Below are 26,733 nucleotides of genomic sequence, written 5' to 3'. Positions count from 1 at the left end.
AGTTTCATTAGTCGTATATATTGTTTACTGTGTTATTGACTAATTACCATATCGTCATTCGCATTTGGATAACGCTGATGACTAACTATGGCTAATTTAGCTTTATGCTCTGAGGAGCTTGCATCAAATTGCTTTATCAAATTACGCCCCGCCTTTTTGGCGCTATATAAGGCGATATCTGCATGTTTATAAGCAAGTGCGGCGTCACCTGTGATTTTAGCGATGCCACCACTAATGGTGAATGGCAATATATTACTAGACTGAATGACATCTTTAAGCCTATTTAACACCTCATGCGCGTGTTCTATGCTGGTGTTAGGCATCAATAAGGCAAACTCTTCGCCGCCGACTCTAGCAAATAAGTCTGTTTCACGACATTGAACAATTAACAGTTCGGCTAAGTTAGTCAGAGCTAAATCACCAATATCGTGACCGTAAGTGTCATTAATATTTTTGAAGTGATCAATATCGATGATTCCCAAACAGGCTTGAGCATTCGGGTATCGTTTGGTAAATAGGCTCAAGCTGTTCAGTTCATTATCAAATTTTCTACGATTCCATAAGCCTGTTAAAGGGTCTGACTCGCTTTGTTTTCGTAGCTTTTCTTCAAGATGTTTGCGCTGAGTAATGTCAGTAAATGTAATCACATATTTTTCTACAGCGCCTAAACCATTTCTTAAAACTTGAATACGAGCCATTAGTGCATAGTCATCGCCTAATTTGTTTTGTCCCATAATTTCACCTTGCCAGCAGCCTTGCTGTAAATAGTGCTCAATGTCTGTAATTTCGGCCTGCGAAAGGTGAAAGTTAAGCTTACTGAGTGGCTCACCGATTAACTCGTTGTGAGTGAAACCTGAAACGCGCACAAATTGCTGGTTAGTTTTGATTAATTTGTAGTGCTTGTCGGTAATAATAACGCCAGCCACACCATTGAAGGCCGCTTCCATGAGTTGTTCACTCATCAGGTTATTTTCATGATTATTATACAGTTTAAAAATGTAGCCACTGACGCCTAAAAGGAGCAGTAATAATAAAGAGGCAATAATAAATAGGTTCTTTTTTTGCTCGACTACGTAGGCTGAACTCGTTGGTGTGGTAATAACAATGTACTTTCCTAAATGAGCATAAACCTCATTTAAGCCTAATTCAGTATATGAATAGGTTTTATCATCAGTAGTTAACCGACCTTCATCCGATGACAAAATTTGTTGCCATAAAATTGGAACAGTATTTTTAAGATTATATTGTTCAGCTCCTGCGATTAAATGGCTTAATACTTCAGATGGGTTGTCACTGGCGAGTATATTGCCATTTTCATCAATAATTCGCGTAATAAAGTTCTCACTTTGCATTTCATCAAAGGTGTTAAGAATATTGGTCACGCTAAGGTTAACCACTATATAACCTTGACGCACAGATTGATGATAGACAGGTGTCATAATTCTTAAACTGCTTTGAATAGGCTTACTGATTTGACCATTTTTAACGTCAATATCCACTGGCCAAGTACCAATTTCCCCTTTTTTAAGCTGCTGTGCATATAAAAAATATGGACGTTTTGATTTGTTCTCTAATTGAGTTGATGGTATTCGCTCAATGCTATTTTGGGTGCTATTCACTCTTATTTGCTCAATTCCTGCCTCATTCAAATAGCGTATTTGTGAGTAGACATTTTCGTTCTTCATAATGAAATAAAACATATTTTCTAAAGCAGTACGATTGCGCGAATTAGTCGTTTCTGTGAATAGCTGGACCTGTGGGCTGGTGGATATTTTTTTAATGATGTCATCGACATCTTCCACCTCACTTGATAATTGTTCAGAGGCAAAAGCAAGGCGCTGATTATGGCTCTCATTAGTGCGAGTTGATTGGTCCGCCTCAATCCGCAGGTATTGATTAAAAACATATAGGCCTAAGCTGATCCCAAAGATCAGTACGATGCTAAAAATAAGTTTGAATACACGGATATTCTTATTTCGCAGGGTATTATGCATAGGTTTTAGTTGCTCACTTAAAAGGAAATGAGATTAATGGGGTTAATCTCTTCTGCGGATACTGTAAATGAGTGGATTAATTGATAGTTACCTTTATGTGCCAATCTCCAAGGGTAATTGCGAATTAATAAATCATTGAGGTAAAGTTTGTGTGAGCGTTAATCGTTTAAAACTAAAGTGACGAACTATTTGATGAATAAAAGAGTACTAAACTAATGTTTTTAAATGTTTAATATAAAATCGTGAAATTCAAATTAAAGCGTAAAAACTATTGCGCTACTTTAATCAGCTGGTTAATCTAACAGCAGAAACATATTGTGAGTCGAATAGTGAAGGATTGCTATTGAGTAAGTGAAAAGGAGCTTTCGAGTTGTTGATATTTCTCTATTTCTTTGCATTTTCCTGTAACAAACTATCCCTAATATGCCTTCAGTAACAATTAGTTATTAATGTTTAATAATACCTGCTAGATAGTGGGTTTAACGAGGTCAACAATGAGCGAAGAAACAAGTTTACAAGTAGAAGAGATTAATCAAGATTCAAAAAATCTGGCGTTATTATGCTGGATAGGCACCATCTTTTTTGGTTTTATTCCTGGGTTGATTTTATATCTGGTTAAAACCGATGATAACTATGTTCGTGAGCAAGCCAAAGAAGCATTAAACTGGTCGATTACTTCCACAATTGCGTATTTGATCTCATTTATTTTGACCTTTATTCTCATCGGCGCACTGTTTATGTTTGCCTTAGGTATTTGTCATTTAGTGTTTTGTATTATGGGTGCAGTAGCAACTGCAAAAGGCGATACCTTCAAGGTACCTTATACCCTGCGTTTAATTAAGTAAGCGTTTGGGCTGAGATTCTGCAAGGCGATACCGATTAGTTGGCTATATTAATCGAGTGCTCGTCTTGCTGTTTCAGCGTAAAGCTTAAAAGGAATATTAAGTGGAAACGAACGTTTTTGACCGTAGGCACACCACAGATAACATTATCAGTGGCCCTTTATACAATTTAGTCATTGGCCTAACCCTATGTTGGGGCTTTGGCGTTAATTGGTGGATGGTCACTAACATCTCCCCTGAAGCCATTGCGTCTGTTAATTCATGGGTTTTCTTTATTGGTTACTTTGCCTCATGTTTTTTGGGTGTTTACCTCTTTTCATCATCTGATAAACCCATTGTCAGTTTTATTGGTTATAACTTTGTGGTGGTGCCATTTGGCTTCATTATTAATTTAGTGGTGAGCCAGTATGACGCGGCATTAGTGTCAGAGGCGATTCGAATAACAGGTTTGGTCACTATAGGGATGATGTGTTTAGGCACTTTATTTCCAGCATTTTTCAGTAAAATTGCCGGTGCGCTAACCATTGCTTTATTACTGGTGATCATTGTTGAACTGATTGAAATATATGTATTTGGTATTCATCACGGCATATTAGATTGGATAGTGGTGCTGATATTTTGTGGCTACATTGGTTACGACTGGGGCCGCGCCAATCAAATCCCTAAAACAGTTGATAATGCGATTGACAGTGCAGCAGCACTTTACATGGATATTATTAATCTATTCCTCAGAATTTTACGTATTCTGGGTCGTAAATAAATATCAAGCTGGCTGTAAATGAAAGAGCCGCCAGGCTCTTTTTTTGTTTTAAAAATGGCTATTTAACATGATTTATAGGGAGTTTTGATGCAATTAGTGAAGCCAAGTTTGCAATATCGCCAAAGCTATTTACATTACATTGTAGAACTGGGAGATGAAGAGCGTTACCCATTTCCTCTTGATTTTGATTGTCAAAATTTTGAAGCTATGCTGCAAAGAAATCAGGACTTTGCTGATGGAGTTAATTTACCTAAAGGCTTTGTGGCTAGCGAAACCTATTGGCTTGTATCAGGAGCAGAGCTTGTTGGTGTGGCGAATTTGCGCTTGAGTTTAAATGACAGTATTCGTCATTGTGGCGGCCACATAGGTTTAGGCATTCGCCCAAGCTATAGAGGTAAAGGTTTAGGGGTAGAACTCTTGGGCCAAACTATTGCTGTAGCGAAACTTAAGGGCATGAAAGAGTTACACATTCATTGTTATCAAAACAATCTTGCTTCAGCCAAAATGATTATCGCAAATGGCGGTGTGTTGCACTCTGAAATTGAGTTGGAGGACGATAACGCTGCGGCAATAATACAGCGTTATCGAGTACAGTTATAAGTTAAAACCTAGGTTAACTAATCAGTTGAGTTACGGCTTCTGTGAGCTGTGTAGCAAGTTCAGTGTTAGATAACTCACCTGTTTCAGCATCAAAGTTCTGATAAAAACTAGGTACTGACATTGAGCCTTTTACTTCAGCGGCAAAGTAAGGTGCTGACCCCGTCGCGGCGGCTAAAACACTGCCTGCACCACCAGGGCCAGGTGATGTGGCAAGTAGCAATGTTGGCTTACCTTGGAATACTTTTTGCTCTATGCGAGACGTCCAATCAAACAAGTTTTTATATGCCGCGGTGTACGAGCCATTATGTTCTGCAAATGAAATCACGATAGCATCGGCGCTGCCAATTTTTTCAAAAAATGCTTTAGCCAATTCAGGCTGACCGAGCTCTTTTTCACGATCTTCACTGAATAACGGGATTTCGTAGTCATTAATATCTAATAGTTCAACTTCTGCGTTTTCAGCTAAGTTAGCTGCTTGATGAGCGGCATAGTTTGCCAGCTTTTTGTTGATTGATTGACGACTGCTGCTTGCTGCGAATGCTAAAATTTTCATGTTATTGCCTTAGGCTTTTAAGCCAATTTAAGATTATTTTTGGACAAGAAGTAAACCTAGCTTATAGCTGATTTAATCCTTTATATTCAATAAATTCAACCACATTTCTGTCAGGGTCTCTGATAAAAAATGAGGTTCCTGTTACATGGGTCATTGGCTCGCCACTGAGTGGAATATTCAATTCTGCCAATGTTGCCATAACAGCCTTTGCATCAGTCACTTCCAGTGCCACATGGGTGTAACCAGTATGTTTGGTTGGAATGTCCATTAACACATTGGTATCTGCGTCTGCAGCATTCAAAATGAAATTGATATTAATTCCACTTGGATGTTCAACAATGGCTACGGGCTCAGGCCCCATTGGCCCTGCTATGTATTTGAAACCGAGTTGGGCATAAAAGGCTTTTGATACTTCAAAATCTTTTACACGTAGTCCGTAATGATTAATGCGAGTGATGTGTTCCATGCTCTCTCCTGACGATTCAATTGGGTAGATTATTGCTAACCGATGGAGCTACTTTACTGATTTGAGCGACAGTGATTAAGTGACTAAAAGGCAAATTATTGTTTCCATTTGGCTTGTAATGGGTATTGTTTTATTTAATTCGGCCTTTTATGGAATCGATAAGCTAGGTAAAGTAGGAAGTGAAATGGCTTTCTTTGATAGGAGTGGCTATCAAGTTTCGCTCAATAAAAGGGAAGGGATATGAAGTTGGATACTAAGCTGTTTGATGGTGTAGTTATTTTTACTCAAGTGATTGAGTCTGGCAGTTTTTCTGAAGCAGCAGAAAAAACAGGTCATTCGACGTCTTTCATTAGTAAAGCGATCACTAAGTTAGAGCAAAGATTAAAAACTCGCTTATTGCATCGAACAACACGTTCACTGAGTTTGACTCCTGAAGGTAAGTTATTCCATCAGCAATGCGTGCAAATGGTGGCCGATGCTGAGCAGGCTGTTGTGATGCTCGATAGCAATCAGCAAACGCCGACAGGTACGCTTAAAATTAGCTGTCCTGTGACATTTGGCCTGCAATATTTACAGCCGATTCTGTCAATTTATATGAATTTATATCCGCAAATTAAATTGGATATTGATTTTAGTGACCGTCATGTGGACTTAGTCCAAGATGGTTATGATTTAGCGATTCGTGCCACACAGCAGCTAGATGATTCCAGTTTGATTTGTAAACGCATTAGTCAGTTTCATGCTTATACCATTGCTACGCCTGCTTATTTAGCGAAACACGGCACGCCGCTGACCCCTGAAGATTTAATCACTCATCAATGCATTTGCTACAGCAATTTGAAGCAGCCTAACCGCTGGGTGTTCGAGCATTCGCAAAAGGACACGATTACCATAGATGTACCACAGGTGATTGCTTGTAATAATGCCGATATGGAATTGGCGATGGTGCTAGATGGTCATGGGATTTCGAGGTTGCCTTCGTTTTATTTAACCAAGGCATTAGCTAAAAATAAGTTAACTGTGCTGTTTCAAGACTACCATCAGCCAGAAGTGGATATTTATGCGATCTACCCGAGCCGTAAGCACTTAACCCCAAAAGTGCGCTGCTTTATTGACTTGCTGGTGGAGCATATGCCGTCGCAAACACCACATACTCCACTTGCTGATTAACTTATATTGATAACTGTAGACTAGCTGGCGATTTGTTCTGGTATGAGTGGGTTTTTAGCCAAATATTCGAACAGGCCTGTTTGCATGTTCACATTCCAGAATCTGCCCGCAAGTGTGAGACTGAGGGCATTAGCGTCTATAGCGGCAAGTCCATTTTGTTGCCAAGCCTCAAATAACGGCTGCAAATGAGCGAGTACCGTTGTTTCTATATTGCCGAATTCCAAAACTCCAGAATCTAAGCCACGTTTAAATACGGCATCAAATGCTGCTGATGGATTAGGACTTAATGCCATTCCTGGTACTTGTGCAGGTGCTAGCTCTGACAATTTTTCAGCTGTTTGTGCTTGATGCCATTCTTTTAAATCTCGGGCATTCATGATGCCATGACCATGAATACTGCCGCCGCCTCCTGCGCCGAAGGGTAAGATTTCAATGCCACTTTTAGCCAGAGAGTTATAAATGCTGCGCTCACGATTATCACGACGCCAATGACAGCTCGATAAGCGTTGCCAGTCATTTGATTCTAACTTGCTTGCACCATAGGCATACATATTGGCGCGAGTCTGACTGTCGGCTTGAAACTCGCTGGTGTCGGTACCCAGAACTTTGCCTTTTTCACTGGCTTTATCTATTCGATTGCCCGCCAAACCAATGAGTTGATATAAGTCGACGCCGTGGGCTCCACTTTCCATCGCAGCTTGAATATCTTGCTGCCAAATCTCCATGGTTTGACCCGGTAAACCAAAGATTAAATCAATAACAATGCTAGCCGTAGGGTGTTTACTTAAATGCTGCAGCCTCTCAATTAAAGTTTGCTTATCATCGAAGCGACCGGCTGCTTTACGCACTTCGGTATCAAAACTTTGTACCCCAAATGAAAATCGATTGAAACCATTATCAAGGGCGCTATGCCACTTATCGTCATCAAATCCGTTAAGGCGGCCTTCAAGGGTTATTTCCGTATCGGCCCTTAAAGGAAATTGCTGAATGGCCTTACCCAGCACCGCAATTTCTTCAGCTTTAATATCGGTTGGCGTGCCTCCGCCAACGTAAACGGTATCAAAGGGCTGACTTTGCGCTAGAGGTGTTTTTGCAGCAATGGTCAGTTGTTGACACAAACTGGTCATGTAATCGCTGATACGTTCAGGTTTAGCACCATTTTCAAAGAAGTTACAAAAGCTGCAGCGTTTACGGCAGAACGGAATATGGATATACAGCGCTCTTTTATCTGCCCCAGTTGGTTGCTGCCACCACTGAATCCACAAGTCATTGCTAACTTGTAGAGGTTTACTGCCGCTTCGACCAGCATGGGGTGCACTTTTTACTTTAAAAGCATGTTGTAATGGATCAGGGCTAGCAATACCTGTCATGGTCGGAGTTAGTATCATGATGATTCTCAGCAAATTGAAAAACTATTACTGTAATGATAACTATTATCATTTGATCTTTTGTAGGGATAGATCAAGTTTGCTGGCTTTGCATTGTAAATTTTGTCAGTGGAAAGCATAAAAAAGCCCAATAACATCAGTGATTGTTATTGGGCGTTTTATTGATAACTTAAGCCGTCTTCTTTATTTACTATATCGCTCTGCGAATTGAGCGCTCAGCTAAGTCGTCATAAGTACAGCGTCAATTCATTATAGAATAAACGTCGCCACTAAATCGTTTAATGATTTAGCCTGCACTTTTAAGTCTTTTGCCTTTTGAACGCTTACCTCAGCCACTTTGGTTATGTCATCTGTGACATCTTTAATTGCCACAGTGTTTTGAGTGATCTCACTGGTGACTTGGGTTTGCTCTTCAGCAGCGGTGGCAATCTGGCTAGCCATGTCTGAAATCAAGGCAACAGCTTGAGTGATTTCTTCAATCGCGACTGTGGCTTCGTTAGCATCATTAACACTGTTGCCCGCTAATGCTTGGCTACTTTGCATTAAAGTGACGGCATTGGATGTGGTTTGCTGCAAAGTTTCAATGGTTTCATAAATCTCTTGCGCTGAATCTTGGGTGCGTCGAGACAATACTCGAACTTCATCTGCAACGACCGCAAATCCACGACCTTGTTCGCCTGCGCGAGCCGCTTCAATTGCAGCGTTCAATGCAAGTAGGTTAGTTTGCTCAGCAATCCCTTGAATGGTAGAAAGAATGCTCGAAATCGCATTGGCGTGTCGGCTTAGTTCACCAATGACATCGGTTGCTTGGGTCACTTCATCGGCTAATAAGTTGATTGATTGGCGGGTGTTATCCACTAAACTTTGACCCTGGACACTACTATTGCTCGATTGCTGCGCAGCGGTGGCAGTGCTTTCCGCATTGGCAGCAATTTCTTGAGTGGCGCTAGCCATTTCGGTTACCGCAGTAGCAACCATGGTGACTTCTTGCTGCTGAATTTGCAGCTCTTTCTCTGCCAAATGGGTATTGTTTAGGCTTTCATCCGCTTCTTTATCCAGCTTACTGGCTAACTCGCGAATTTGGCTAATCAACTGATGTTGGCTGCCTACAAAGCGGTTAAAGCTGATAGCTAAAGTCCCCACTTCATCTTCAGAGTCTACTTTAATACGTTGGGTTAAATCCGCATCGCCATCGGCGATACGGACTAATGCTTGAGAAACACGTGATAGTGGTGCTAAAAGCTGACCCATTAACCATGAAATCACCATCATACTAACGACAAGCACTAAGGTTGAAATGCCCAATTGGGTCAGCAACAGTGAGCTTAATGGCGCTTCAAGAGTCTGTTTATCTAGCACTAAAATTAATTCCCAATCGGTATTCGGAATATCTTCAGCCCAGACTAATTTGTCACGTCCTTCAGGATCAAAATGAATTGGAATAAGTTGGTTTGGTAAGCGGTTTTGAATTAATAAATTGTAATCTAGATCTTTATCAATCGCGCTAACATGTCCCATTGCCTTGCTGGCATCTTTGTAGGCGATAACGGTCCCATCTTTATGCATCATTATAGCGAAACCATTTGACGGTAGCCTCATGCGGTTAATGTCTTCGACTAAGTCATTGATGGTGACGTCGCCCGCAATCACACCATTTTGAATACTCTTAGCCAGTGTGATGACGATTTTTTCGGTCGGATAGTCAATATAGGGCTTGGTTAAAATGAGCTTTGTATCCGCGACTGCTTCTTGATACCAAGGACGGGTGCGAGGATCGTAACCTGTGTTATCAATGCTGGTATCAGCGTCAACCATTTCGCCACTATCTTTGCCGAAGTAAACAGATTCAAAACGCCCAGATTCCAGTGATTGTTGTAGCGTCAAAACAGCATTGCTATTACTCACCCGACTTTCTAGTGCAAGAATGATATCAGCCTTTGATGCTAGCCACTCACTCACTCGTTCAGCTTGTTGCGTACTTATACGCTGAACCTGTTCAAGGTTAGATTGTAATAACATGGCTTTCTGGTTTGAATAGCTTTGCCAAGAAAGCAAAGCAATGACCATTGAAAGGGCTACTAATACAGGAACAAGAATTTTTTGCTTTAACGAATATGATTTCATAGCAACCGATAATGTCAGAGAGTAAAGTAAGCGCAGCATTGAGTCATTGTATTGAACCACTACTGAGCTAATTAGGGCGGCGGATAATGGCATAAATCAGTATGCTTTAATAGCAAGGTGATTGATAAATAAGCCGATTAAACAGTCTGTTAACCAAAGCCTTACCAGTTGGATACAAGTCGACTTTAATTGCTAAAAATGAAGGCTATCATCATTGTCCGCTGAACAGCATAAAGCGACCTAGATGGGGGGATTCTTTAATGATTCAGCACTCGTCTGATGACTATCTCGCATGGGAAAGTCACCAGTACTGAATCATCAGTTATTGATTAATAATGGCTACATTTTTGCCGCTGCTTGACTAAGATTGGTTAACTCACGTCGACATACAATTGCTTAAATAGCCCCGGCTGAGCTTGTAAGCTTTGCTCTGTTCCCGATTGACTAATATTGCCATCATCAAGTACTAAAATACGGTCAGCTAAGCGAAGGTTATTAAGTCTATGGGCAATAATAATGGACGTACGCTGCTGTAAAAACTCGCTAAGATTCGCCAGCACTTTAGCTTCAGTTACCGCATCTAATGCCGAGGTAGCTTCATCTAAAATCACTACTTGAGGCTGGCTTATCCACATTCTGGCAATCGCCAAGCGTTGCATTTGACCGCCAGAAAGCCGAGTGGTTGAGCGGCCCAAGTCGGTATCAAGCTTATCCTGCCATTGTGAAACAGTGTCACTCAGCTCTGCATGGGCTAACGCTTGCCACAATTTGTCATCGTCAATCTCCAGCCCAAAGGTTAGGTTATCGCGTAAAGTGCCTGCAATTAACTTGGGGTGCTGAGGTACATAGCCCACTTGTTGACGGAATCGATTGATGCCATATTCCGTCATGTTTTGGCCATTAATACAAATACTGCCCGATCGCGGCGAATAAAACCCTAATAACAAATTAATCAATGTCGACTTTCCGCCGCCGCTCATAGCCAGTAATGCTACAGACTCTTTTGGCGCAAGCTGCAGGGTTAACTGTTTGAATAAATGCGGCTCTTGCTCAAATCCAAAGCTGACATTATTAAAATCAATGCTGATTTCTGATGTGGGCGAGCGTTGTGGTTCAGTCTTGGATAAACCCGTATTTTCCTCAGTTGGTTCAATGTCTAAATCTAGTAAATGGTTGAGCCTTTCCATCGATGCCTGAGCGCCAAAACGTGCGTATTGAATATTCAGTAGTTCTTGTATTGGCCCCATTAAATACCAAAGGTAACTGAATACCGCGAATATCTGTCCGACGGTTAAGTCTGATACCAACACCATGAATATCGCCATGGCGCGAAAGCATTCAAACCCAAGTAAGAAGGTAGTGAAACTGAGCTTGTTTAATGCATCTGTTTTCCATTGGTTAGCAATAGCGTGGTGGCTAAGACTAGACGCGAGTCCAAATACTCTTTGATAATAGTGCTTTTCTTGTTGAGCTAAACGTAACTCTCGAGTGGCATCTACTGTATCAACAAGGGCTTGTTGAAAAGCTTCTGTGGCGGCATTTTCTTTACGGCGCAAAGTTTTTACATGCTCAGCAAAACGTGATGAAAAATAAATAACTAATGGATTAAGCAAGATGATCATTAAACCGAGTTGCCAATTTAGCCACAGTAAAACACTGGCAATGGCGACAATGGTGAGAACGCTGATGATTAATCGTGACAGGGTGTCACTGACAAACCGCTCGACAGTATCGACATCGGTAATACATCTTGACGCTAATCCAGCACTGCCATATTTGTCGAAGGCGCTAATTTGCATCTTAGGTAATTGCATCAACATTCGCTGACGCACATCTAAACTGATCCGTTTAGCTATTTTGGTAAATTCGCGCGCCTGAACAACTTGGGTGATCATGGTGAGTAAGCGCAGCAGAATAACGGCGACTAATACAGTGGCAATGTAAACGCTAGGTTTATGCCAAGCTTCGGGCAACATTGGCTGTAAATTATTGAGTAGCCAACCTGTTTGCCCCAATAAGACTTCATCCACTAATAATGGCATTAGCATTGGGATAGGTAAGCTTAATAAGGTTGCTAATACAGCAATCAGGTTTGCTTGAATAAGCTGACGTTTATGAGTAACGATTTTTTGCTTTAACCAAGCCCAATTGAGCCTGGAGTGATCTTGTATGCTTGTTTGAGCGGATTGCTTGCCTGCTTGAGGGTCTTGCTGAGGAATATGTTGAGCCAAAACTAATGTCCTTAATCGGAACGTTACTGCACAAATGCTTGAGCTAGCCAGTGCTAGCTCAATACCCAAGGAATATATGTCAGTTGATATGTATTGAGTGGTTATTTAAATGAATACATCAGTGATAACCGTTAAAAAATTAACGGTAGATTGCTTTTAGGGTCGACCACTAAAGTAGGTTTGTAATGCCAAACCTTCTCAATGATGTCTGCTGTCAGCGCTGTATGAGGTTCACCATCACTCACCACTTCACCTTTTTCCAGTACTACCAATCTATCGGCATAACGACAGGCTTGATTCAAGTCGTGTAATACCACCACTACGCAGTAGTTATGTTGGTGAGCTAAGGTTTGTGCTAACTCAAGTACTCTATGCTGCTGAGCCAAATCTAATGCTGAAGTGGGTTCGTCCAATAATAAAATGGGATTGCTTGGTGCTTGAGCAAGTTGAGTCAATACTCGGGCCAGTTGTACTCGCTGTTTTTCCCCTCCAGATAGAGTAGGGTAACTGCGAAATTTAAGTGCCGATAACGCGACTTGTTCAAGTTGCTTATCGACGAGATCACTACCTTGTTGCTGACCAATGGTTAATGGATACAAACCCATTTGCACCACTTCGTGAACTTTAAAGGGAAAGGTCAACGAGGCGTGTTGTGGTAATACGGCTAATGACTTGGCTAACTCTGCTCTGTTCCATTCAAGCAAGGGCTTGCCAAACATGGAGATATCACCTGAAGACAGCGCGGTTTCTTGGCATAAGCTTTTCAGTAAAGTCGATTTACCTGCGCCATTAGGGCCTAACAAAGCAGTGACTTGCCCGGGTTGGATTTCAAGATTTATGTCGTTGAGCACTGGTTTTTTACCAATATGCACCGACAGATTATTAATACTCACCACAGATTTATTTAATGCATTATTGGATTGGACTTTTTCAGCTGATGACTCAGGTTTTGGTGTGAATATCACGCTGTCTTTACTGGTACGGGACATGCCCGCTCTATCAAGTCCAGCAAGCTCTAAACCCGATAGCTCAGGTGCTGATTTATGTGTCTTTAGCATTGATTTTAGCTCTAGATTTCTCAACATATTACACCAACTTATTGCGCTGTTTGAGTAATAAAATAATGAAGAAAGGCGCACCTAATAAAGCTGTCACTAAGCCAACAGGTAATTCAGACGGCGCAACAATTGAGCGTGCGCCAATATCTGCAACCACCAATATTGCCGCACCTAACATGGCGCTTAATGGCAGTAATAAACGATGGTCGGGTCCAATCATCATTCTGACCAAGTGCGGTACCACTAAGCCGATAAAGCCAATAATGCCCGTTGCCGCTACCGCAATACCAACGCCAATGGCGCAAAGCACAATGAGTTTAAGTTTTAGGTTATCGACATCAAGGCCGAGGTGACGTGCTTCTGATTCACCTAATAATAGGGCGTTTAATGCTTTGGCACTTTGATTAAACTGCCAACTAATAACCGCAAGTGCCACTAGACTGAGTACAACATAATGCCATTGTGCACCTGCAACTGAGCCCATTTGCCATAGGGTCAAATCCCTTAGAGCCATGTCATCAGCCATATAGGTGAGTACGCCGATACCAGCGCCAGCAAGTGCAGCAACAGCAACACCAGAAAGCAGTAATAACACCACTGAAGTACCGGTTGGGCTCGCCGCTAGTCGATATACGATTAATGTAGTTGCAAGGCCAGCGACAAAGGCACTAAACGCCACTAAGTATTCGCCACCAAAAGGGAATAATACGATACAGATTGCAGCCCCTAATGCCGCGCCAGATGACACGCCGATAATGCCTGGGTCAGCTAAAGGGTTACGGAATAACCCCTGCATCACAGCACCACATTGTGCCAGTGTTGCACCTACCGCCAGTGCTAATAAAGTGCGAGGTAAGCGAACATTGTTAATGACCAGTTGCTCATGGGGAGCAACTGATGCCAGCTCTTGGCCTGTGGCCCAATTCACCATGGCATTAAAGCTGGTGGTCGGGCTAATTTGTAATGGTCCGATGCTGACAGACAACAGGCTTGTAATCACCAAAGCGGTGAGTAAACAAGGCCAAAGCCAACGTTGATTTTCCATAATGCGTCCTAGTAAGACTGATTAATTCTGTAAAAAAGACCTATATCACTACAGCTTTTTGATACTGATAAAGTCGCTGGCTAAGTCATCTGCAGCTGCAACAGCACTTAAACCAAGGCCACCGATTAATGCTTGAGACGGCAAGCTCTTAATGTGTTTATGCTCGCCTGCTGGTGTGTGCTCAAGTAATGGCATTGCTTTCAGTAACTCGCTGACTGGGTCGGTAGAGTCAACTTCGCTGCGGTTTGAAATCAAAATCACATCAGGCTGTAAGGCTAAAATACCTTCTTGAGAAACACTTTTGTAACCATCAAATCCAGCGATGTTTTGGCCGCCAGCGAGATTGATAATAATGTCTGCTGCTGTGTTATTACCGCCGACGCGGGCAGGTCTGTCTTGTTGAAGTAGCAGGAACAACACTTTCGGTGCATCACCGTGTTGACTAATTTTTTGTTGCTTAGTTTCTAGCTGGTTAAATGATAAATCGAGTTTCTGCTTAAGCTCATTGGCTTGTGATTCGCGGTTGAGCAATTTACCCATTTGCTCCACATTATTGACAAGTTCATCTTTGGTATTCGCGCTTGGGAATGTGACCACTTCAACATTAGCATTAGATAATATGTCTAAAGTGTTTTTGGGTCCCATAGCTTCAGAACCTAATAATATGCTCGGTGAAAGGGCTAAAATGCCTTCTGCAGATAACATGCGGTGATAGCCAAGTTTAGCGACCGCATCTAACTCATCAGGGATCAGACTAGTTGAATCAACACCCACTAATTCATCGCTAGCATCGAGAGCTAAGACTAATTCTGTGATACCAGCGCCAGCACTAACTACACGATTTTCTGCTGTTGCCATTTGGCTAAACAAGGCTGCTGAAAGTAGCATGGTTGCTGTCATCATGCTGGTGAGTGATACATTGTTAAGCTTGAAATTTTGTAGCTTGAGCATAATTTATTAAACTCCGAATAAATAAAATGAGTTGGGTAATCCCTAATGAATAGCGCTGACAACTATCTTTAATAGATACAATAGATAAATATCTTTAATAGATAAGTGACCGCAGTATTAGGGCTCCATTAAAATTTGGGTATTAGTAATTTGCTGTCGTTGTAGTAATGCCAGCACAGTCATTAGTGGCTGCACAGGTGCATTTTTATCTGCCGCGACAACAACATTGATATCAGGTGTCTCAGTGAACGCTTGAATAAAGGCTGCTTCAAATTGATCAAAATCTTCAAATTGTTGACTGTCTAATGCCCAGTGTGGCGCTTCAGTCAGAATATTGATTGAAATATGTTGTTCCTGAGACAAGCCCACGAGTTCAGAGTCGGCTTCTGTTGGAACATCCACAGGTAATGTCAGCAGCTGGGTATTAGCGGTCAGCAGCAAGAACACCAACACAATAAAAATAATGTCGATGAGCGGGGTTAAATCAATCCCGACACTTGCTTGAGCTGAAGAGCCGGCGCTAGGGTCTGCGCTGATCATCAGTTTGACTCCGATAGCGTTGCATTCATTGGTGCAGTCATATTGGCAGTAGAAGACTGTTGTTGATTGGTGTTGCTCTTACCCGCTTTAAGGCAAGGTGCATTGGCTCCGCACGGCGCTTCACAACCAATGTTTAATGCTTGATCAAAACCTTCTAACCATAGGTTTAGCTGATTTAAAGCATGAGCCATTTTATTGCAGCGCTTTTCAGCCCATAAACTCAGTAAGTGAGACATGGTGATAGCTGGTACCGCAATAATTAACCCCGCAGCAGTCGTATTCATTGCAAGTCCAAGACCCGTTGCGAGTTGTGATGGTGTTACTGGACCATCAGAAATACCCAGCTGACTGAACATTTCAATCAAACCTAATACTGTGCCTAATAGACCAAGTAGGGGAGTAATTACGCCGATAATCTGCAGGACTTTTAAGCCTGATTGCAGCTTTTCTTTTTGCTTTATTAGCCAAAGATTTAAAATCTCTTCTCGCATAGCGCGTGGATGATCGCCATGGGATAACAACAGGCCTGTTCCCTTAGCTAACATAGTGCGGCCTTTACTTAATTGGGTCAGCAGTTGTTGTCTTTGTTCAGGGGTTGCACTGCGAGTTTTTTTTCTCAGTTCAGTGAGCCATGCATCTCGCTTTAAAAGCTCGTTGGCCATTAAAGCTACACGCTCTAATATGATGAGAATGGCTAAGAATGCACAAATAAATAACGGCCAAGTTAAGTAGCCTAATTGCTCTGACAGTTGCAAATATAATGGTTGAGACATGTTGGTTTCCTATCTTCAGATTAATTTAGCGCAAACTTCACCGGTACTCTTACTGTGTAAGCAAAAGCTGTTTGTGGTGATGGTGCGGCAAATTGCCACTTTTCAACGGCATCGATAGCTGCTGCATCAAGTAAGCTATAACCTGAACTATTAACTAAAGTGAGCGAGAGTTGCTCACCAATTTGATTAAACATGACTTCCACTGTCGCGGTGCCCTCAAAACCTCTTTTACGGGCTTTTCTAGGGTAATTAGGTTGAGATGGTGGCGCTGAAAACGTCGGTTGTTGCAGTGCAACGGTTTCTTGAGTGATCCCTTGCTTAGCATCAACTTGCTGTTGATTGTGAGTTGCGCTGGCATCTGCGCTGGCAAACTCTGTTACTTCTGCTGGTGGCTGCTCAGTTGTTTCTGGCTCAACAACTTTAGTGTCAACTATTTCTGTCTTAGGGGTTTCAGGTTTAACTGTTTCAGGTTTAGTTACCGGAGGCTTAACCTCCTCAACTTTGGCAATGACTTTTTCTGGTGCTGGCTTTTTAGGATCGGTTTTAATTTCTGGTTTAGGCTGAACTTCAGGTTTAACAATGGATTCAGGCTGAGCAACTGGCTCCGGTTGTTTCACTTCTGCCACAGTGTTTTCAATACTTGATGCCTGTGCGCTGGCTTGCATTGCAATCATGACGCTGACAGCTTGATTTGATCCCATTGCAGCACCTTCAGATAACTGAATAGTTGGCTCGCTATTTTGAGAGGCCAGTACCCCTCCTTGGATTAAAATCGTTAAACATCCGAAAGCAAAATATCGTTTAGGTGTCATCTGCAATATTCTTCTACAACATCAATGCGGTTAAAGGTTGAACAATTCCAATTGAAGTAATTAGTTAGCTTAGAATCTTTACATTCTTTACAAATCTATTAATAACAACAGGTTATATTCATTCCTTATTAGTATTGAGTTAAATGTACATTAATACTAATGAGATCGCAAATGATAATGATTTTCATTTGATCTATGTTTTGTTCTCAGGTAAAGTGCGGCAATTAGTCAGGCAGTAATAATACTTTGTGATTAGTTTTTCAGCATGATTCATTAACTTTTTCACTAACACAAAGTGGTCATTACTTCTCTCGAACTAAGCCGAATTTTGTATTTATACTTTGAGGATTTAATCATGACCAAGAAGCCACTCGTAGTAGCAATGGCAATGGTTTTCAGTACAACCGCATATGCACAAGAAAGCAAAACAGTCACCGAATTTGATGAAGTTTTAGTCACAGCAACGCGTATCAGTGAAAAAGTATCTGATACTAGCCGAAGCGTGACAGTGATCAGCGAAGAGAAAATGCAAGAGTCACAACCTTCATCGGTTGCAGATGCACTGAAAAACGAAGCTAACGTCAGTGTGACAAATGGTCCTCGAGCTTCTTCTCAGGGTGTTGAAATTCGTGGTTTAAGTGGTCAACGAGTATTACAAACCATTGATGGTGCACGTCAAAATACTAATTCAGGTCACCGTGGCACTTACTTCATGGATCCTGAGTTACTAAGCTCAATCGAAGTTGTGCGTGGCCCTGCAAGTAGCTTATGGGGCAGTGGTGCTATTGGTGGTGTGGTTGCACAAAACACTAAATCTGCCCAAGACTTCTTAGATGAAGGCGATACCTTCGGTGGTTATATCAAGCAAGGTTTTGAAACGAACGGCGACAAGATTAAAACCAGCGGTACATTATATGGTTTAGCTGACAACATTGATTGGTTATTAAGTGGTAGCTACCACGATAGCAATAATATCAAGATTGGTAATGACCAAACCCTTGAAAACAGTGCTTCTGAAGCAACGAGCGGTTTAGCAAAAATTGGTTGGGAACCCACTGATGACCAACGCTTACAGTTATCTGCACGTTTTTCAAATACCGATGAGTTAGTGCCAAGTAACCCATCAACTAATGTCGGCAGTTCAGTCCCATTAGTACAACGTGATACTGAAGATCAAAACGTGACGTTAGATTACAGCTTAAATCCAACTGATAACCCATTATTGGATTTAAACGCCACCGTTTATTGGAACAGCACCAATTACGACGAAGACCGTGTCACTAAAGACCAATTCGATAGCACTGAATTTGAAACCATTGGTTTTAGCATTAATAACAGCTCAACTTTCGGCAATACTGTGCTGACTTACGGTGTTGACGGTTATAAAGACACGATTAACACAGTACGTGACGATTATGGGCAAGTGGGTGAGCGACCAGAAGATATTGATGGTGAAACCACAGTTTGGGGCGCATTTACTAAAGCAGACATTAAGTTAACTGAAACAGTCGCTTTAGACGTTGGTGTACGTTACGACACGTTCGAAAACGAGAGTAATAACTTAGGTTTGTCATCTGATGATAACGCTTTTACCCCTTCTGTCGGCTTAGTGTGGAACACCACTGACTGGTTAACCTTAAGTGCTCGATATGACGAAGCTTTCCGTGCTCCAAGCATGGAAGAAATGTATTCAACTGGTACCCATTACTGTATTCCTTCAATCCCAGGTTTCTTACCTGATGGCCTGTGTAATACCTTCGAAATCAACCCAGATTTGGAAGCTGAAAAAGCTCAAAACAAAGAGATAAAAGCAGATATGCGCTTTGCTGATTTAGCCGGTGACGACGAGTTAGCGATTACCTTAAGCGTGTTCAGAAATGATGTTGACGATTTCATTGAGCAATCGGTGTCTAACCCGCTTTATGGCATTCCAGGACTTGAGCAAACGACCTCTTGGGATAATGTTGATGAAGCTAAATTAACCGGTTTTGAATTCAATACTCGTTACCGTTACAAGCAAACCCGTGTGACATTTAACTACGGTCAGACCGAAGGTAAAGACAAGAATACCGATGAGTATTTATCAAATATTCCAGCTAAAAAAATGGGCATAGATTTATCGCAGTCGATTATGGAAGGCGATATGAAGTTTGGTACACGTTTCACTTACGTTGCTGAGCAAGACGATTTACCAGCAGATAACCTTGAGCAATATGACTCATACAAATTGTGGGATGTATATGTAGCTTGGGAACCTGCAATGGGAACTTTTGAAGGTCTACGTGTTGATTTTGCAGTAGAAAATATCGGTGATGAGGAATATCGCCAAGCGTGGCAAACCTTGTACGAACAAGGCAGGAATTTCAAATTGTCAGCGCGTTACTCATTTTAATCCTTTATCCACAAGCGGATATAAATCATAAGTCAGCATTATGCAGTGAAATATTCGTTTAATGCTGACTGAAATAAGCTTCTCAAGCACTAAAGCTTGAGCGGCTTTTTCAAGATTCTGGTTTTGTAAAAATTAGCATCCGCGACATGGCTTTATAAATAATTGGAGATATTCCATGGCTGTATCAGTAGAACAAATTAAACAGTATTTAGCAGATAACCCAGCAGCAATGCCAGGGCAAGTTGCTGCTGAGTTAGCAATCACAGAACTTGAAGTGGTTAACGCCTTACCAGTCGAGCAGTTGGTATTACTGCCTTTATCAGAAAAAGATAGCTTATTGGCGTCGCTACCTGAGTGGGGCAACATGACCACTATCGTATCCGCTTCAGGTAGTATTTTTGAATTTAAAGGCTCGTTTCCTAAAGGAAAATATGCCCATGGTTATTACAACTTAATCACCAAAGGTGAAGGACTACATGGTCATTTAAAATTAGATGATATTAGTGCTATTGCTTTGATCAGTAAACCGTTTAGAGGGACCGAAAGCCACTCAATTAACTTCTTCGGTGCACAAGGTGAAGTAGTCTTTAAAGTGTATTTAGGTCGAGATAAAAAGCGCGTGCTGCTAAGCGATCAAGTTGAGCGCTTCCAAGCGTTGAAAGACAGTGTGCTCGCAGCGGCTTGATGACCGCAGCAACCTAACTAACGCTTAATAAAATAGAGCGCTCAATAAATATAGAAAGAGGAAATCGTGATGTCGACAGAAAAAGAGCAACGTTTACGAGAAAAGCTACTCCCAGAAATTGAAGAATTTAAAGCCCAGCGTTCAACATTACAGCTTGCTACCCAAGATGCTGACGGCATACCTAATGCCAGTTACGCGCCTTTTGCTCTAGCTGATGACGGCTTTTATATTCTAGTGAGTGAGCTGGCTCGCCATGGCACCAACTTAAAAGCCTCTGACAAGCTATCTGTTATGTTAGTTGAAGATGAGTCTGAGTCGAAAAGCGTGTTTGCCCGTAAACGATTAACTTTTGATGCGACAGCCGAAATAGTTGCAAGAGATACCGATACATTTACCAAAGGCGTAGCGGCATTATCGACTCGTTTTGGTGAAATGATTGATAACTTAGCAGCATTAAAAGACTTCAATCTATTTAAACTTAATCCACATCACGGCTTATATGTTAAAGGCTTCGGACAAGCATTTAGCTTATCTGGTGCTGAGTTGTTAGATGTAGATTGGAAGCGCGATGGCCACCACGGTACCCCTAAGCAAGTGGCAGTCGAAGCGTAACTATTTAGTGAAAAGTTAACCCCATTGTCTAAAGCTAAATAGTTATAAGCCCGCTGAGTTCAGTGGGCTTTTTTATGCCCAGTTAACAGGTCATGATTCAAATTAACTCCCACTTTTTACCTAAGCTGTTAAACTAAAATCTTGGCTTTCTATCTCAAATAAACACTAAAAGGCATTAATCTTATGAGTAATATTGTGTTCATTGCTACTAGCCTTGATGGCTATATCGCTGACAAAAACAATAATATTGATTGGCTTCACGATATGCCAAACCCAGAAGGTTCAGATATGGGGTACAGTGTTTTTATGAGTCGAATCGATGCATTGGTTATGGGCCGTAATACCTATGAAAAGGTGATGAGTTTTGACTGTGACTGGCCTTATCACAAACCTGTATTTGTACTTAGCAATACCCTGACAACAGTTGCCCCTGAAGTGGCGGATAAGGTGTTTATTGTTAACGGTGAACTTGAACAAGTAGTGAATGAGCTTAATCAAAAAGGGTTTAACGAACTGTATATCGATGGCGGTGCGACGATTCAAAACTTTTTAAAGCAAGATATGATTGATGAGCTGAACATTACTACCATTCCGACTTTACTCGGCGGCGGTATTTCTTTGTTTGGTGAGTTGGCTGCGCCGTTAAAATTCAAACATATCAGCAGTCAACAGCATCTAGGTTGTTTAGTGACAAATAGCTTTATTCGAGTACGCGAAGACTAAACTGATGGCAACGAGTTACTCAAAATTGCCATATATATCAATCACGAACTCTCTTGATTTGGCGTACTCTCTAGGGGTATTGCCAATGGCATTTTTCAAATAGCGGATTAAATGCGGTTGATCGCTAAAACCAAATTGCTGCGCAATATCGCTCCAATTAATATCATTATTTTCATGTTTTGATAAATGCGTCAGTAGATTATCGAGCTTATTGATTGACTGACATTGTTTTAATGTCATCCCTGTTACACGTAAAAAGCTGCGCTCTAAGGTTCGCTGGGAGCAATGTAACTGCTGTCCCATTTGCGAAATGACCACTTCAGGTGGTAGCGCAATGGCTTTTCTGACTAATTCACTGTGTTTATCATCTTTTGCGGTGCTCACCCAAGGCAGCAGTAATTGGTCTAGCAGTTCTGCGCAGGCCGTTTGATCCTGTTGGCCTACTTGTAGCAATGATGCTAAAGATGATTCTAAATATGAGTCTAAAGATACGTTTAATTGAGCTGCTAAATTGCTATCTGGCTTTGGCGGAAATTGCAGGAATAGTTGCTCCACATCAACTTGAGCAATACGGTTTACCTCAACAGTATTGGGCTCAAGATTTAATGAGTACAGTGCACCAGTATGAAATTTAATTCCAAGTAAGGTCATCGGTTCACTATGATCCATAGTGTAGGTTTTATTATAAGGAAATAACCAATGACTGCCTTTTCCTTGAGTGGAGTAGGCCTCAGATTGATAGTCATAAGCTTGAGATTTAGGCGTGAGAATTAAATGTCCACAAGTATCAGGGTTAAGCTTTGGGTGAGCGATACCATCGTCATCTTTGACGGTGTTAATAAACCAATAGCATTCGACATAACGGGCAACAAGGCTATCAATTGGTGGGATCATCCAGCCGTTCAAGATGCCGCCTTTGGAGTGCATTCCTCGTCAGCGCAGCATTCATTCTGTAAAAAACTAATCACAGATTCAAGTTGTTCAAACTCAGCCACGCAGTATAAGGTGCGACCTTCACGACGCTGGGAAATCAGTCCAGCAGAAGCCAAACTTGATATGTGGTGAGATAACGTTGAACCAGGAATCGCTAAACTTTCTTGTAGAGCACCGACCGCTACTCCCTGATAACCCGCACGTACCACTTTATTATAAATGGTTAGTCTTGTCGGATGTCCGAGTTCTTTCAATGCCTTAGCGATAGTTTCAATTTCCATGACGATTCCTTTTTGAAATTATATTTCGATAATACTAGAAATATCTTGATCTATCCAGTTTTAAGGTTTATATTTCGACCATTCTAGAAATATGGTTAAATTAGGTAGTAATTATGTTTGATTCTAACTTCATTAATATGGATATGCTCAAAGAAACGCTCGACATGTTTATGTTCTTAGCAGTTGAGCTGACCATCTTATTTTTGGCGATTAGTTATTTTGTGGGAGTATTACAGCTATACATTCCACCGGCAAAAATTCAAAGTATTTTGAGCAGTAAAGGCGGCCGTGGTTACATTGTTGCTGGTTTTTTAGGCGCAATAACCCCATTCTGTTCTTGCTCGACCATCCCTTTTTTAAAAGGACTATTAAGAGCAAAAGCAGGGTTTGGCACCATGATGGTGTTCTTGTTTGCTAGCCCTTTGCTAAACCCAATTATCATTGGTTTATTTGCTGTGACATTCGGTCTTAAAGTGACGTTATTTTACTTTGTTATGGCAATGGGCGTATCAGTTATTGCGGGTTACACCCTTGAAAAACTTGGGTTTGAAAAATATGTAAAACCTGAAGCCTATATCGCCCCTGAGTCAAAAGGTTGCAGTAGTGGATGTGGTGGTAAAGCTAAAGAAGTCAGCAAATGGCGTAAAGTGTGGAACAGCACATGGGCAGATTTTAAAACGGTTTTACCTTACTTATTAGGCGGTATTGCAATTGGTTCATTAATTTACGGCTTTATGCCAACGGAGTTTGTGGCCAGTTTTGCTAGCGAAGATAACCCATTAGCTATTCCGGTTGCTGCGGTTATTGGTATTCCTTTGTATATCCGAGCTGAAGCGGTGATCCCATTAAGCGCTGCGTTAGCTGCAAAAGGGATGGGACTAGGTGCGGTCATGGCGCTGATTATTGGTAGTGCTGGTGCCAGTTTAACTGAAGTCATCTTGCTTAAATCGATATTTAAAAATCAAATGATTGCGGCGTTTTTAGTGGTCATTATATCAATGGCGATTGCAGCAGGTTTCTTATACCAGTTTATTTTCTAACGGTATAAGAATCAAAGATTAAGCACTCATCACTTGTGGTGAGTGCTTTTTTGTTTGCTGATGAGCTAACTTTCATCAGTACAGGCGGTAAATTTCTCTTCTGAAATCCCCAACTTATCTGAAAAATTCGACACTAAACACGCTGTGGTTTTCTCATCATTTTCATCTAGCATGTGTCTCTCAACACACGTGCGCATGACCGAGCGAAACACCGACTCAACTTTGGTTTCAGATTGATTAGTACAGGTGGCCATCTTGGCAAATTCGCCTTCATTTTTCATTTGATTGACTGACATTTGAATCACCATATCCAATTGTTCTGGGGTGAGTTCTTCAGCATAGGTTGATGTTGTCATGACAAATGATGACAGCAGTAATGGTAAAATAATCGCGGCTTTCATGTATTAATCCTTTAATGTAATGTCCATATTGATGGTTAACTTATATCGCTATCCTGCGACGTGATTGCATAACCATAAAAATAACATAGCAGTAATCGCTCGATGAATGAATAGCACCAATGGTGTGATTGAAGAGCAAGTATGGCGTAAGCCAATAAAAATATCAGCTTTAGCAACTGCAAACTGGTGGAACCAATATGCTGACGCGTTCAGATGATTTAGAGATATTACTTACAGTGGTTGATAGTGGCGGATTCTCTGCCGCCGCTGAGGCGCTTGATATTCAAGTGGCAAAGGTGTCGCGTTCAGTGACTCGTATAGAGCAACAACTGGGGGTAACAATATTAAATCGCACGACTCGTCGGGTCGATTTAACCGATGAAGGGCGGCAGTTTATTGATTCTGTGCGCTTAGGATTACAATGCTTGAACCAAGCTGAGCATGATTTAATATGCCGTGGCGATTTGCCAAAAGGGCGGCTACGAGTGAATGCAGCAAGTCCATTTGTATTTCATCAACTTGTGCCCTTAATACATGAATTTAAAGCCTGTTATCCAGATATAGACTTAGAAATTACCTCAAATGAAGGTTTCGTTGATTTACTGGAAAAGCATACCGATGTGGCAATCCGCATTGGTGAGCTGGTTGATTCAACTATGCACGCAAGGCTACTTGGTAACAGTATTTTATACTTAGTGGCAACACCTGAATATATCCGTCAACGTGGCGCTCCCAAACAAGTGTGCGAGCTTAATTATCACGACTTGGTTGGTTTTTCTGAGCCTAAAAACTTAAATCAATGGCCGTTAAAAGGAGGGTTTACAGCTAAACCCTCTATGAGGTGCAGTAATGGTGAAACCATCAGGCAGCTAGTCCTTGCCGACCACGGCATAGGTTGTCTATCTGGGTTTATGATTAACAAGGATATTGCCGAAGGCAGGCTTGTTAAGGTGTTAGAGTCGGAAAAATTAGTCAATGCTGGCTGTAGGCAAGTGAATGCGGTTTACTATAAGTCCTCTTCGGTGGCGCGGCGCATATCCGCTTTTATTGACTTTATTCAACCTAGGTTAACCTTATGAGTGTGAGCATTGACCAAATATAAGAAATGGAGCGATTGATGAAGTCGATAATGGAGTATTTACGACTTATTTTGTTTGTTAGTGGCGTATTACTGGGTGTGCAAGTGCCTGCATTTGTTGACCAATATGGTCAGCGACTTCATGCACACTCTCAAGAAGCCAAACTCAGTTTGGCTGAGTTTCAGCGCGATGCAGACCGTTTCTTTGGTGGTGATATTCAACAGTTGATTGCCCATTATCAACAAAATCCTGATCAAGTGATTAATGCTGGTGGTGACAGTATTGAAGCCATATATCAGCGGTATCAGCTACTTAATGTTGCGCTAATCCAGTTTAACCAAACTGACTTTAGTGGTTTTAAGCAAGTGGCATTTGAGCCTATGGAAGATATTCGCCAAGAGGTTTGGCACCACTTTAGTCATACGATCATGCTTGATACACGAGCGATCAGCATAGGGTTATTATTGGGATTGTTATTGTCGTTAGCCTGCGAATTGTGCCTAGTCGGTTGTGGCAAAGGCTGTAAGCATGCTTATAGAGCCATTAAGCCTAAAACTAAAACTAATCCTGAATCTAAAGCCTAAGTCTAAAATTTAAAGCTAAAGACGAGTCAATAAATTAACCATACAAAGCATCGGTGTTTGTGAAGTCGATTTCGTTTTATGCTTACCTCATTCACATTCACATTCAAATTCAAATTCAAATTCACTAAGCACTACACTAAGGACTTACCATGATTCAACAAGGACAAACCTTACCTACTGGTACATTATCTGAACTCACTCTTGACGGTATGCTAAATCACGATGTAAGTGAATTATTTGCCAATAAGAAGGTTGTGTTATTTGCAGTACCGGGCGCCTTTACGCCAACCTGTTCAGAGTCGCATTTACCGGGCTTTGTCATTTTTGCCGATCAAATAAAAGCTAAAGGCGTGGATTTAATTGCCTGTGTTTCGGTTAATGATGCCTTTGTTATGAAAGCATGGGGCGCGGCGCAAAATGCATCTGAGCTGACTATGCTTGCTGATGGTGATGCGAGTTTCACTAAGGCATTAGGCTTAGATATGGATACCGCTGGGTTTGGTGGCGTTCGCTCGCAACGTTATGCCATGGTTGTCGATAACGGCGTAGTGACTACGCTAAATGTTGAAGCGCCAAAATCTTTTGAAGTCAGTACTGCTGAAGCTATTTTAGCCACGCTATAAAAGCATTGGCTGGCTTAACTCTTGAAAAGCGACTTAACAAAGTCGCTTTTTTATTTGCGTTTAATCGACGTAA

27 protein-coding genes are annotated in these 26,733 nt (G+C 41.5%); 12 read left to right on the top strand and 15 right to left on the bottom strand.

Annotation, left to right across the window (positions count from 1 at the left end; translation table 11 throughout):
* Positions 1-32 precede the first annotated feature (32 nt).
* Positions 33-1,994, bottom strand: coding sequence for a GGDEF domain-containing protein (locus K5Q58_RS03700; RefSeq protein WP_220752526.1), 1,962 nt, complete (start codon positions 1,992-1,994; stop codon positions 33-35).
* A gap of 494 nt (positions 1,995-2,488) precedes the next feature.
* Between K5Q58_RS03700 and K5Q58_RS03695 the strand changes: the two genes are divergently transcribed.
* From K5Q58_RS03695 to K5Q58_RS03685, 3 genes are all read left to right on the top strand, one after another.
* Positions 2,489-2,839, top strand: a complete 351-nt coding sequence (locus tag K5Q58_RS03695) for a DUF4870 domain-containing protein (protein WP_220752525.1) — start codon at positions 2,489-2,491, stop codon at positions 2,837-2,839.
* 100 nt (positions 2,840-2,939) lie between these two features.
* Entirely contained in the window at positions 2,940-3,596 is a 657-nt protein-coding gene (locus K5Q58_RS03690) for a Bax inhibitor-1 family protein (protein WP_220752524.1), read from the top strand.
* A gap of 87 nt (positions 3,597-3,683) precedes the next feature.
* Positions 3,684-4,196, top strand: coding sequence for a GNAT family N-acetyltransferase (locus K5Q58_RS03685; RefSeq protein WP_220752523.1), 513 nt, complete (start codon positions 3,684-3,686; stop codon positions 4,194-4,196).
* A 13-nt stretch (positions 4,197-4,209) separates the two neighbouring features.
* Here K5Q58_RS03685 and K5Q58_RS03680 read toward each other — a convergent pair whose 3' ends face one another.
* Complete coding sequence (locus K5Q58_RS03680; RefSeq protein ID WP_220752522.1) at positions 4,210-4,749, bottom strand: NADPH-dependent FMN reductase; 540 nt, start codon at positions 4,747-4,749, stop codon at positions 4,210-4,212.
* 61 nt (positions 4,750-4,810) lie between these two features.
* Complete coding sequence (locus K5Q58_RS03675; RefSeq protein WP_220752521.1) at positions 4,811-5,215, bottom strand: VOC family protein; 405 nt, start codon at positions 5,213-5,215, stop codon at positions 4,811-4,813.
* Positions 5,216-5,455: 240 nt separating this feature from the next.
* Between K5Q58_RS03675 and K5Q58_RS03670 the strand changes: the two genes are divergently transcribed.
* Complete coding sequence (locus K5Q58_RS03670; protein ID WP_220752520.1) at positions 5,456-6,385, top strand: LysR family transcriptional regulator; 930 nt, start codon at positions 5,456-5,458, stop codon at positions 6,383-6,385.
* 20 nt (positions 6,386-6,405) lie between these two features.
* Here the strand turns inward: K5Q58_RS03670 and hutW are convergent, their stop codons facing one another.
* The 9 genes from hutW to K5Q58_RS03625 all read right to left on the bottom strand — a co-directional run bounded on the left by hutW (position 6,406) and on the right by K5Q58_RS03625 (position 17,307).
* Positions 6,406-7,773, bottom strand: coding sequence for a heme anaerobic degradation radical SAM methyltransferase ChuW/HutW (gene hutW / locus K5Q58_RS03665; RefSeq protein WP_220752519.1), 1,368 nt, complete (start codon positions 7,771-7,773; stop codon positions 6,406-6,408).
* A 249-nt stretch (positions 7,774-8,022) separates the two neighbouring features.
* Positions 8,023-9,897 (bottom strand): methyl-accepting chemotaxis protein, encoded by a 1,875-nt coding sequence (locus tag K5Q58_RS03660; RefSeq protein ID WP_220752619.1) that lies wholly within the window; start codon positions 9,895-9,897, stop codon positions 8,023-8,025.
* A 371-nt stretch (positions 9,898-10,268) separates the two neighbouring features.
* Entirely contained in the window at positions 10,269-12,128 is a 1,860-nt protein-coding gene (locus K5Q58_RS03655; RefSeq protein ID WP_259651219.1) for an ABC transporter ATP-binding protein, read from the bottom strand.
* A gap of 131 nt (positions 12,129-12,259) precedes the next feature.
* The gene (locus K5Q58_RS03650) at positions 12,260-13,024 is read right to left on the bottom strand and encodes a heme ABC transporter ATP-binding protein (RefSeq protein ID WP_259651230.1); all 765 of its coding nucleotides are present in this window, start codon (positions 13,022-13,024) and stop codon (positions 12,260-12,262) included.
* 190 nt (positions 13,025-13,214) lie between these two features.
* Positions 13,215-14,231, bottom strand: coding sequence for an iron ABC transporter permease (locus K5Q58_RS03645; protein WP_220752518.1), 1,017 nt, complete (start codon positions 14,229-14,231; stop codon positions 13,215-13,217).
* A gap of 48 nt (positions 14,232-14,279) precedes the next feature.
* Positions 14,280-15,182: a hemin ABC transporter substrate-binding protein gene (locus tag K5Q58_RS03640; RefSeq protein WP_220752517.1), complete on the bottom strand. Its 903-nt coding sequence runs from the start codon at positions 15,180-15,182 to the stop codon at positions 14,280-14,282.
* Between the two features lie 117 nt (positions 15,183-15,299).
* Positions 15,300-15,722, bottom strand: a complete 423-nt coding sequence (locus K5Q58_RS03635; RefSeq protein ID WP_220752516.1) for a biopolymer transporter ExbD — start codon at positions 15,720-15,722, stop codon at positions 15,300-15,302.
* On the bottom strand, positions 15,722-16,495 hold the full coding sequence (locus K5Q58_RS03630; RefSeq protein WP_220752515.1) for a MotA/TolQ/ExbB proton channel family protein: 774 nt from the start codon (positions 16,493-16,495) through the stop codon (positions 15,722-15,724). Before K5Q58_RS03630 ends, K5Q58_RS03635 begins: the two co-directional genes overlap by 1 nt.
* Before the next feature lie 20 nt (positions 16,496-16,515).
* Entirely contained in the window at positions 16,516-17,307 is a 792-nt protein-coding gene (locus tag K5Q58_RS03625) for an energy transducer TonB (protein ID WP_220752514.1), read from the bottom strand.
* Between the two features lie 355 nt (positions 17,308-17,662).
* On the opposite strand from K5Q58_RS03625, the gene K5Q58_RS03620 reads away from it, so the two are divergent.
* The 4 genes from K5Q58_RS03620 to K5Q58_RS03605 all read left to right on the top strand — a co-directional run bounded on the left by K5Q58_RS03620 (position 17,663) and on the right by K5Q58_RS03605 (position 21,719).
* Complete coding sequence (locus tag K5Q58_RS03620) at positions 17,663-19,699, top strand: TonB-dependent hemoglobin/transferrin/lactoferrin family receptor (protein ID WP_220752513.1); 2,037 nt, start codon at positions 17,663-17,665, stop codon at positions 19,697-19,699.
* A 175-nt stretch (positions 19,700-19,874) separates the two neighbouring features.
* A complete protein-coding gene (hutX, locus tag K5Q58_RS03615; protein ID WP_220752512.1) occupies positions 19,875-20,384 on the top strand; it encodes a heme utilization cystosolic carrier protein HutX in 510 nt (169 codons plus the stop codon).
* Positions 20,385-20,453: 69 nt separating this feature from the next.
* On the top strand, positions 20,454-20,996 hold the full coding sequence (gene hutZ, locus K5Q58_RS03610; protein ID WP_220752511.1) for a heme utilization protein HutZ: 543 nt from the start codon (positions 20,454-20,456) through the stop codon (positions 20,994-20,996).
* 183 nt (positions 20,997-21,179) lie between these two features.
* Complete coding sequence (locus tag K5Q58_RS03605; RefSeq protein ID WP_220752510.1) at positions 21,180-21,719, top strand: dihydrofolate reductase family protein; 540 nt, start codon at positions 21,180-21,182, stop codon at positions 21,717-21,719.
* A gap of 15 nt (positions 21,720-21,734) precedes the next feature.
* Here K5Q58_RS03605 and K5Q58_RS03600 read toward each other — a convergent pair whose 3' ends face one another.
* Together K5Q58_RS03600 and K5Q58_RS03595 are read right to left on the bottom strand one after the other, a co-directional pair.
* A complete protein-coding gene (locus tag K5Q58_RS03600) occupies positions 21,735-22,625 on the bottom strand; it encodes an AraC family transcriptional regulator (RefSeq protein WP_259651218.1) in 891 nt (296 codons plus the stop codon).
* The gene (locus K5Q58_RS03595) at positions 22,622-22,933 is read right to left on the bottom strand and encodes a helix-turn-helix transcriptional regulator (RefSeq protein ID WP_220752509.1); all 312 of its coding nucleotides are present in this window, start codon (positions 22,931-22,933) and stop codon (positions 22,622-22,624) included. The genes K5Q58_RS03600 and K5Q58_RS03595 overlap by 4 nt, the downstream gene beginning before the upstream one ends.
* Positions 22,934-23,046: 113 nt before the next feature.
* Here K5Q58_RS03595 and K5Q58_RS03590 point away from each other — a divergent pair, with 113 nt between their 5' ends.
* On the top strand, positions 23,047-23,973 hold the full coding sequence (locus K5Q58_RS03590) for a permease (RefSeq protein ID WP_220752508.1): 927 nt from the start codon (positions 23,047-23,049) through the stop codon (positions 23,971-23,973).
* Positions 23,974-24,038: 65 nt separating this feature from the next.
* Here the strand turns inward: K5Q58_RS03590 and K5Q58_RS03585 are convergent, their stop codons facing one another.
* Positions 24,039-24,374, bottom strand: a complete 336-nt coding sequence (locus K5Q58_RS03585) for a hypothetical protein (protein WP_220752507.1) — start codon at positions 24,372-24,374, stop codon at positions 24,039-24,041.
* A gap of 197 nt (positions 24,375-24,571) precedes the next feature.
* Here K5Q58_RS03585 and K5Q58_RS03580 point away from each other — a divergent pair, with 197 nt between their 5' ends.
* From K5Q58_RS03580 to K5Q58_RS03570, 3 genes are all read left to right on the top strand, one after another.
* Complete coding sequence (locus K5Q58_RS03580) at positions 24,572-25,453, top strand: LysR family transcriptional regulator (protein WP_220752506.1); 882 nt, start codon at positions 24,572-24,574, stop codon at positions 25,451-25,453.
* A 38-nt stretch (positions 25,454-25,491) separates the two neighbouring features.
* On the top strand, positions 25,492-26,037 hold the full coding sequence (locus K5Q58_RS03575) for a DUF2937 family protein (RefSeq protein ID WP_259651217.1): 546 nt from the start codon (positions 25,492-25,494) through the stop codon (positions 26,035-26,037).
* 149 nt (positions 26,038-26,186) lie between these two features.
* Entirely contained in the window at positions 26,187-26,660 is a 474-nt protein-coding gene (locus K5Q58_RS03570; protein ID WP_220752504.1) for a peroxiredoxin, read from the top strand.
* Positions 26,661-26,733: the final 73 nt, after the last annotated feature.

Source organism: Shewanella sp. KT0246, from assembly GCF_019654955.1.
Taxonomy (GTDB): Bacteria; Pseudomonadota; Gammaproteobacteria; order Enterobacterales; family Shewanellaceae; genus Shewanella; species Shewanella goraebulensis.
Note: the sequence above shows the minus strand (reverse complement) of the source record. Positions and strands in the feature narration are given on the sequence as shown.

Coding starts and splice junctions, on each gene's coding strand:
- hutZ (WP_220752511.1), top strand. CDS start 20,454: ATGTCGACAGAAAAAGAGCAACGTTTACGAGAAAAGCTACTCCCAGAA.
- K5Q58_RS03605 (WP_220752510.1), top strand. CDS start 21,180: ATGAGTAATATTGTGTTCATTGCTACTAGCCTTGATGGCTATATCGCT.
- hutX (WP_220752512.1), top strand. CDS start 19,875: ATGGCTGTATCAGTAGAACAAATTAAACAGTATTTAGCAGATAACCCA.
- K5Q58_RS03580 (WP_220752506.1), top strand. CDS start 24,572: ATGCTGACGCGTTCAGATGATTTAGAGATATTACTTACAGTGGTTGAT.
- K5Q58_RS03670 (WP_220752520.1), top strand. CDS start 5,456: ATGAAGTTGGATACTAAGCTGTTTGATGGTGTAGTTATTTTTACTCAA.
- K5Q58_RS03570 (WP_220752504.1), top strand. CDS start 26,187: ATGATTCAACAAGGACAAACCTTACCTACTGGTACATTATCTGAACTC.
- K5Q58_RS03625 (WP_220752514.1), bottom strand. CDS start 17,307: ATGACACCTAAACGATATTTTGCTTTCGGATGTTTAACGATTTTAATC.
- K5Q58_RS03595 (WP_220752509.1), bottom strand. CDS start 22,933: ATGGAAATTGAAACTATCGCTAAGGCATTGAAAGAACTCGGACATCCG.
- hutW (WP_220752519.1), bottom strand. CDS start 7,773: ATGATACTAACTCCGACCATGACAGGTATTGCTAGCCCTGATCCATTA.
- K5Q58_RS03695 (WP_220752525.1), top strand. CDS start 2,489: ATGAGCGAAGAAACAAGTTTACAAGTAGAAGAGATTAATCAAGATTCA.
- K5Q58_RS03630 (WP_220752515.1), bottom strand. CDS start 16,495: ATGTCTCAACCATTATATTTGCAACTGTCAGAGCAATTAGGCTACTTA.
- K5Q58_RS03680 (WP_220752522.1), bottom strand. CDS start 4,749: ATGAAAATTTTAGCATTCGCAGCAAGCAGCAGTCGTCAATCAATCAAC.
- K5Q58_RS03585 (WP_220752507.1), bottom strand. CDS start 24,374: ATGAAAGCCGCGATTATTTTACCATTACTGCTGTCATCATTTGTCATG.
- K5Q58_RS03660 (WP_220752619.1), bottom strand. CDS start 9,897: ATGAAATCATATTCGTTAAAGCAAAAAATTCTTGTTCCTGTATTAGTA.
- K5Q58_RS03640 (WP_220752517.1), bottom strand. CDS start 15,182: ATGCTCAAGCTACAAAATTTCAAGCTTAACAATGTATCACTCACCAGC.
- K5Q58_RS03685 (WP_220752523.1), top strand. CDS start 3,684: ATGCAATTAGTGAAGCCAAGTTTGCAATATCGCCAAAGCTATTTACAT.
- K5Q58_RS03645 (WP_220752518.1), bottom strand. CDS start 14,231: ATGGAAAATCAACGTTGGCTTTGGCCTTGTTTACTCACCGCTTTGGTG.
- K5Q58_RS03635 (WP_220752516.1), bottom strand. CDS start 15,722: ATGATCAGCGCAGACCCTAGCGCCGGCTCTTCAGCTCAAGCAAGTGTC.
- K5Q58_RS03575 (WP_259651217.1), top strand. CDS start 25,492: ATGAAGTCGATAATGGAGTATTTACGACTTATTTTGTTTGTTAGTGGC.
- K5Q58_RS03590 (WP_220752508.1), top strand. CDS start 23,047: ATGTTTGATTCTAACTTCATTAATATGGATATGCTCAAAGAAACGCTC.
- K5Q58_RS03620 (WP_220752513.1), top strand. CDS start 17,663: ATGACCAAGAAGCCACTCGTAGTAGCAATGGCAATGGTTTTCAGTACA.
- K5Q58_RS03675 (WP_220752521.1), bottom strand. CDS start 5,215: ATGGAACACATCACTCGCATTAATCATTACGGACTACGTGTAAAAGAT.
- K5Q58_RS03700 (WP_220752526.1), bottom strand. CDS start 1,994: ATGCATAATACCCTGCGAAATAAGAATATCCGTGTATTCAAACTTATT.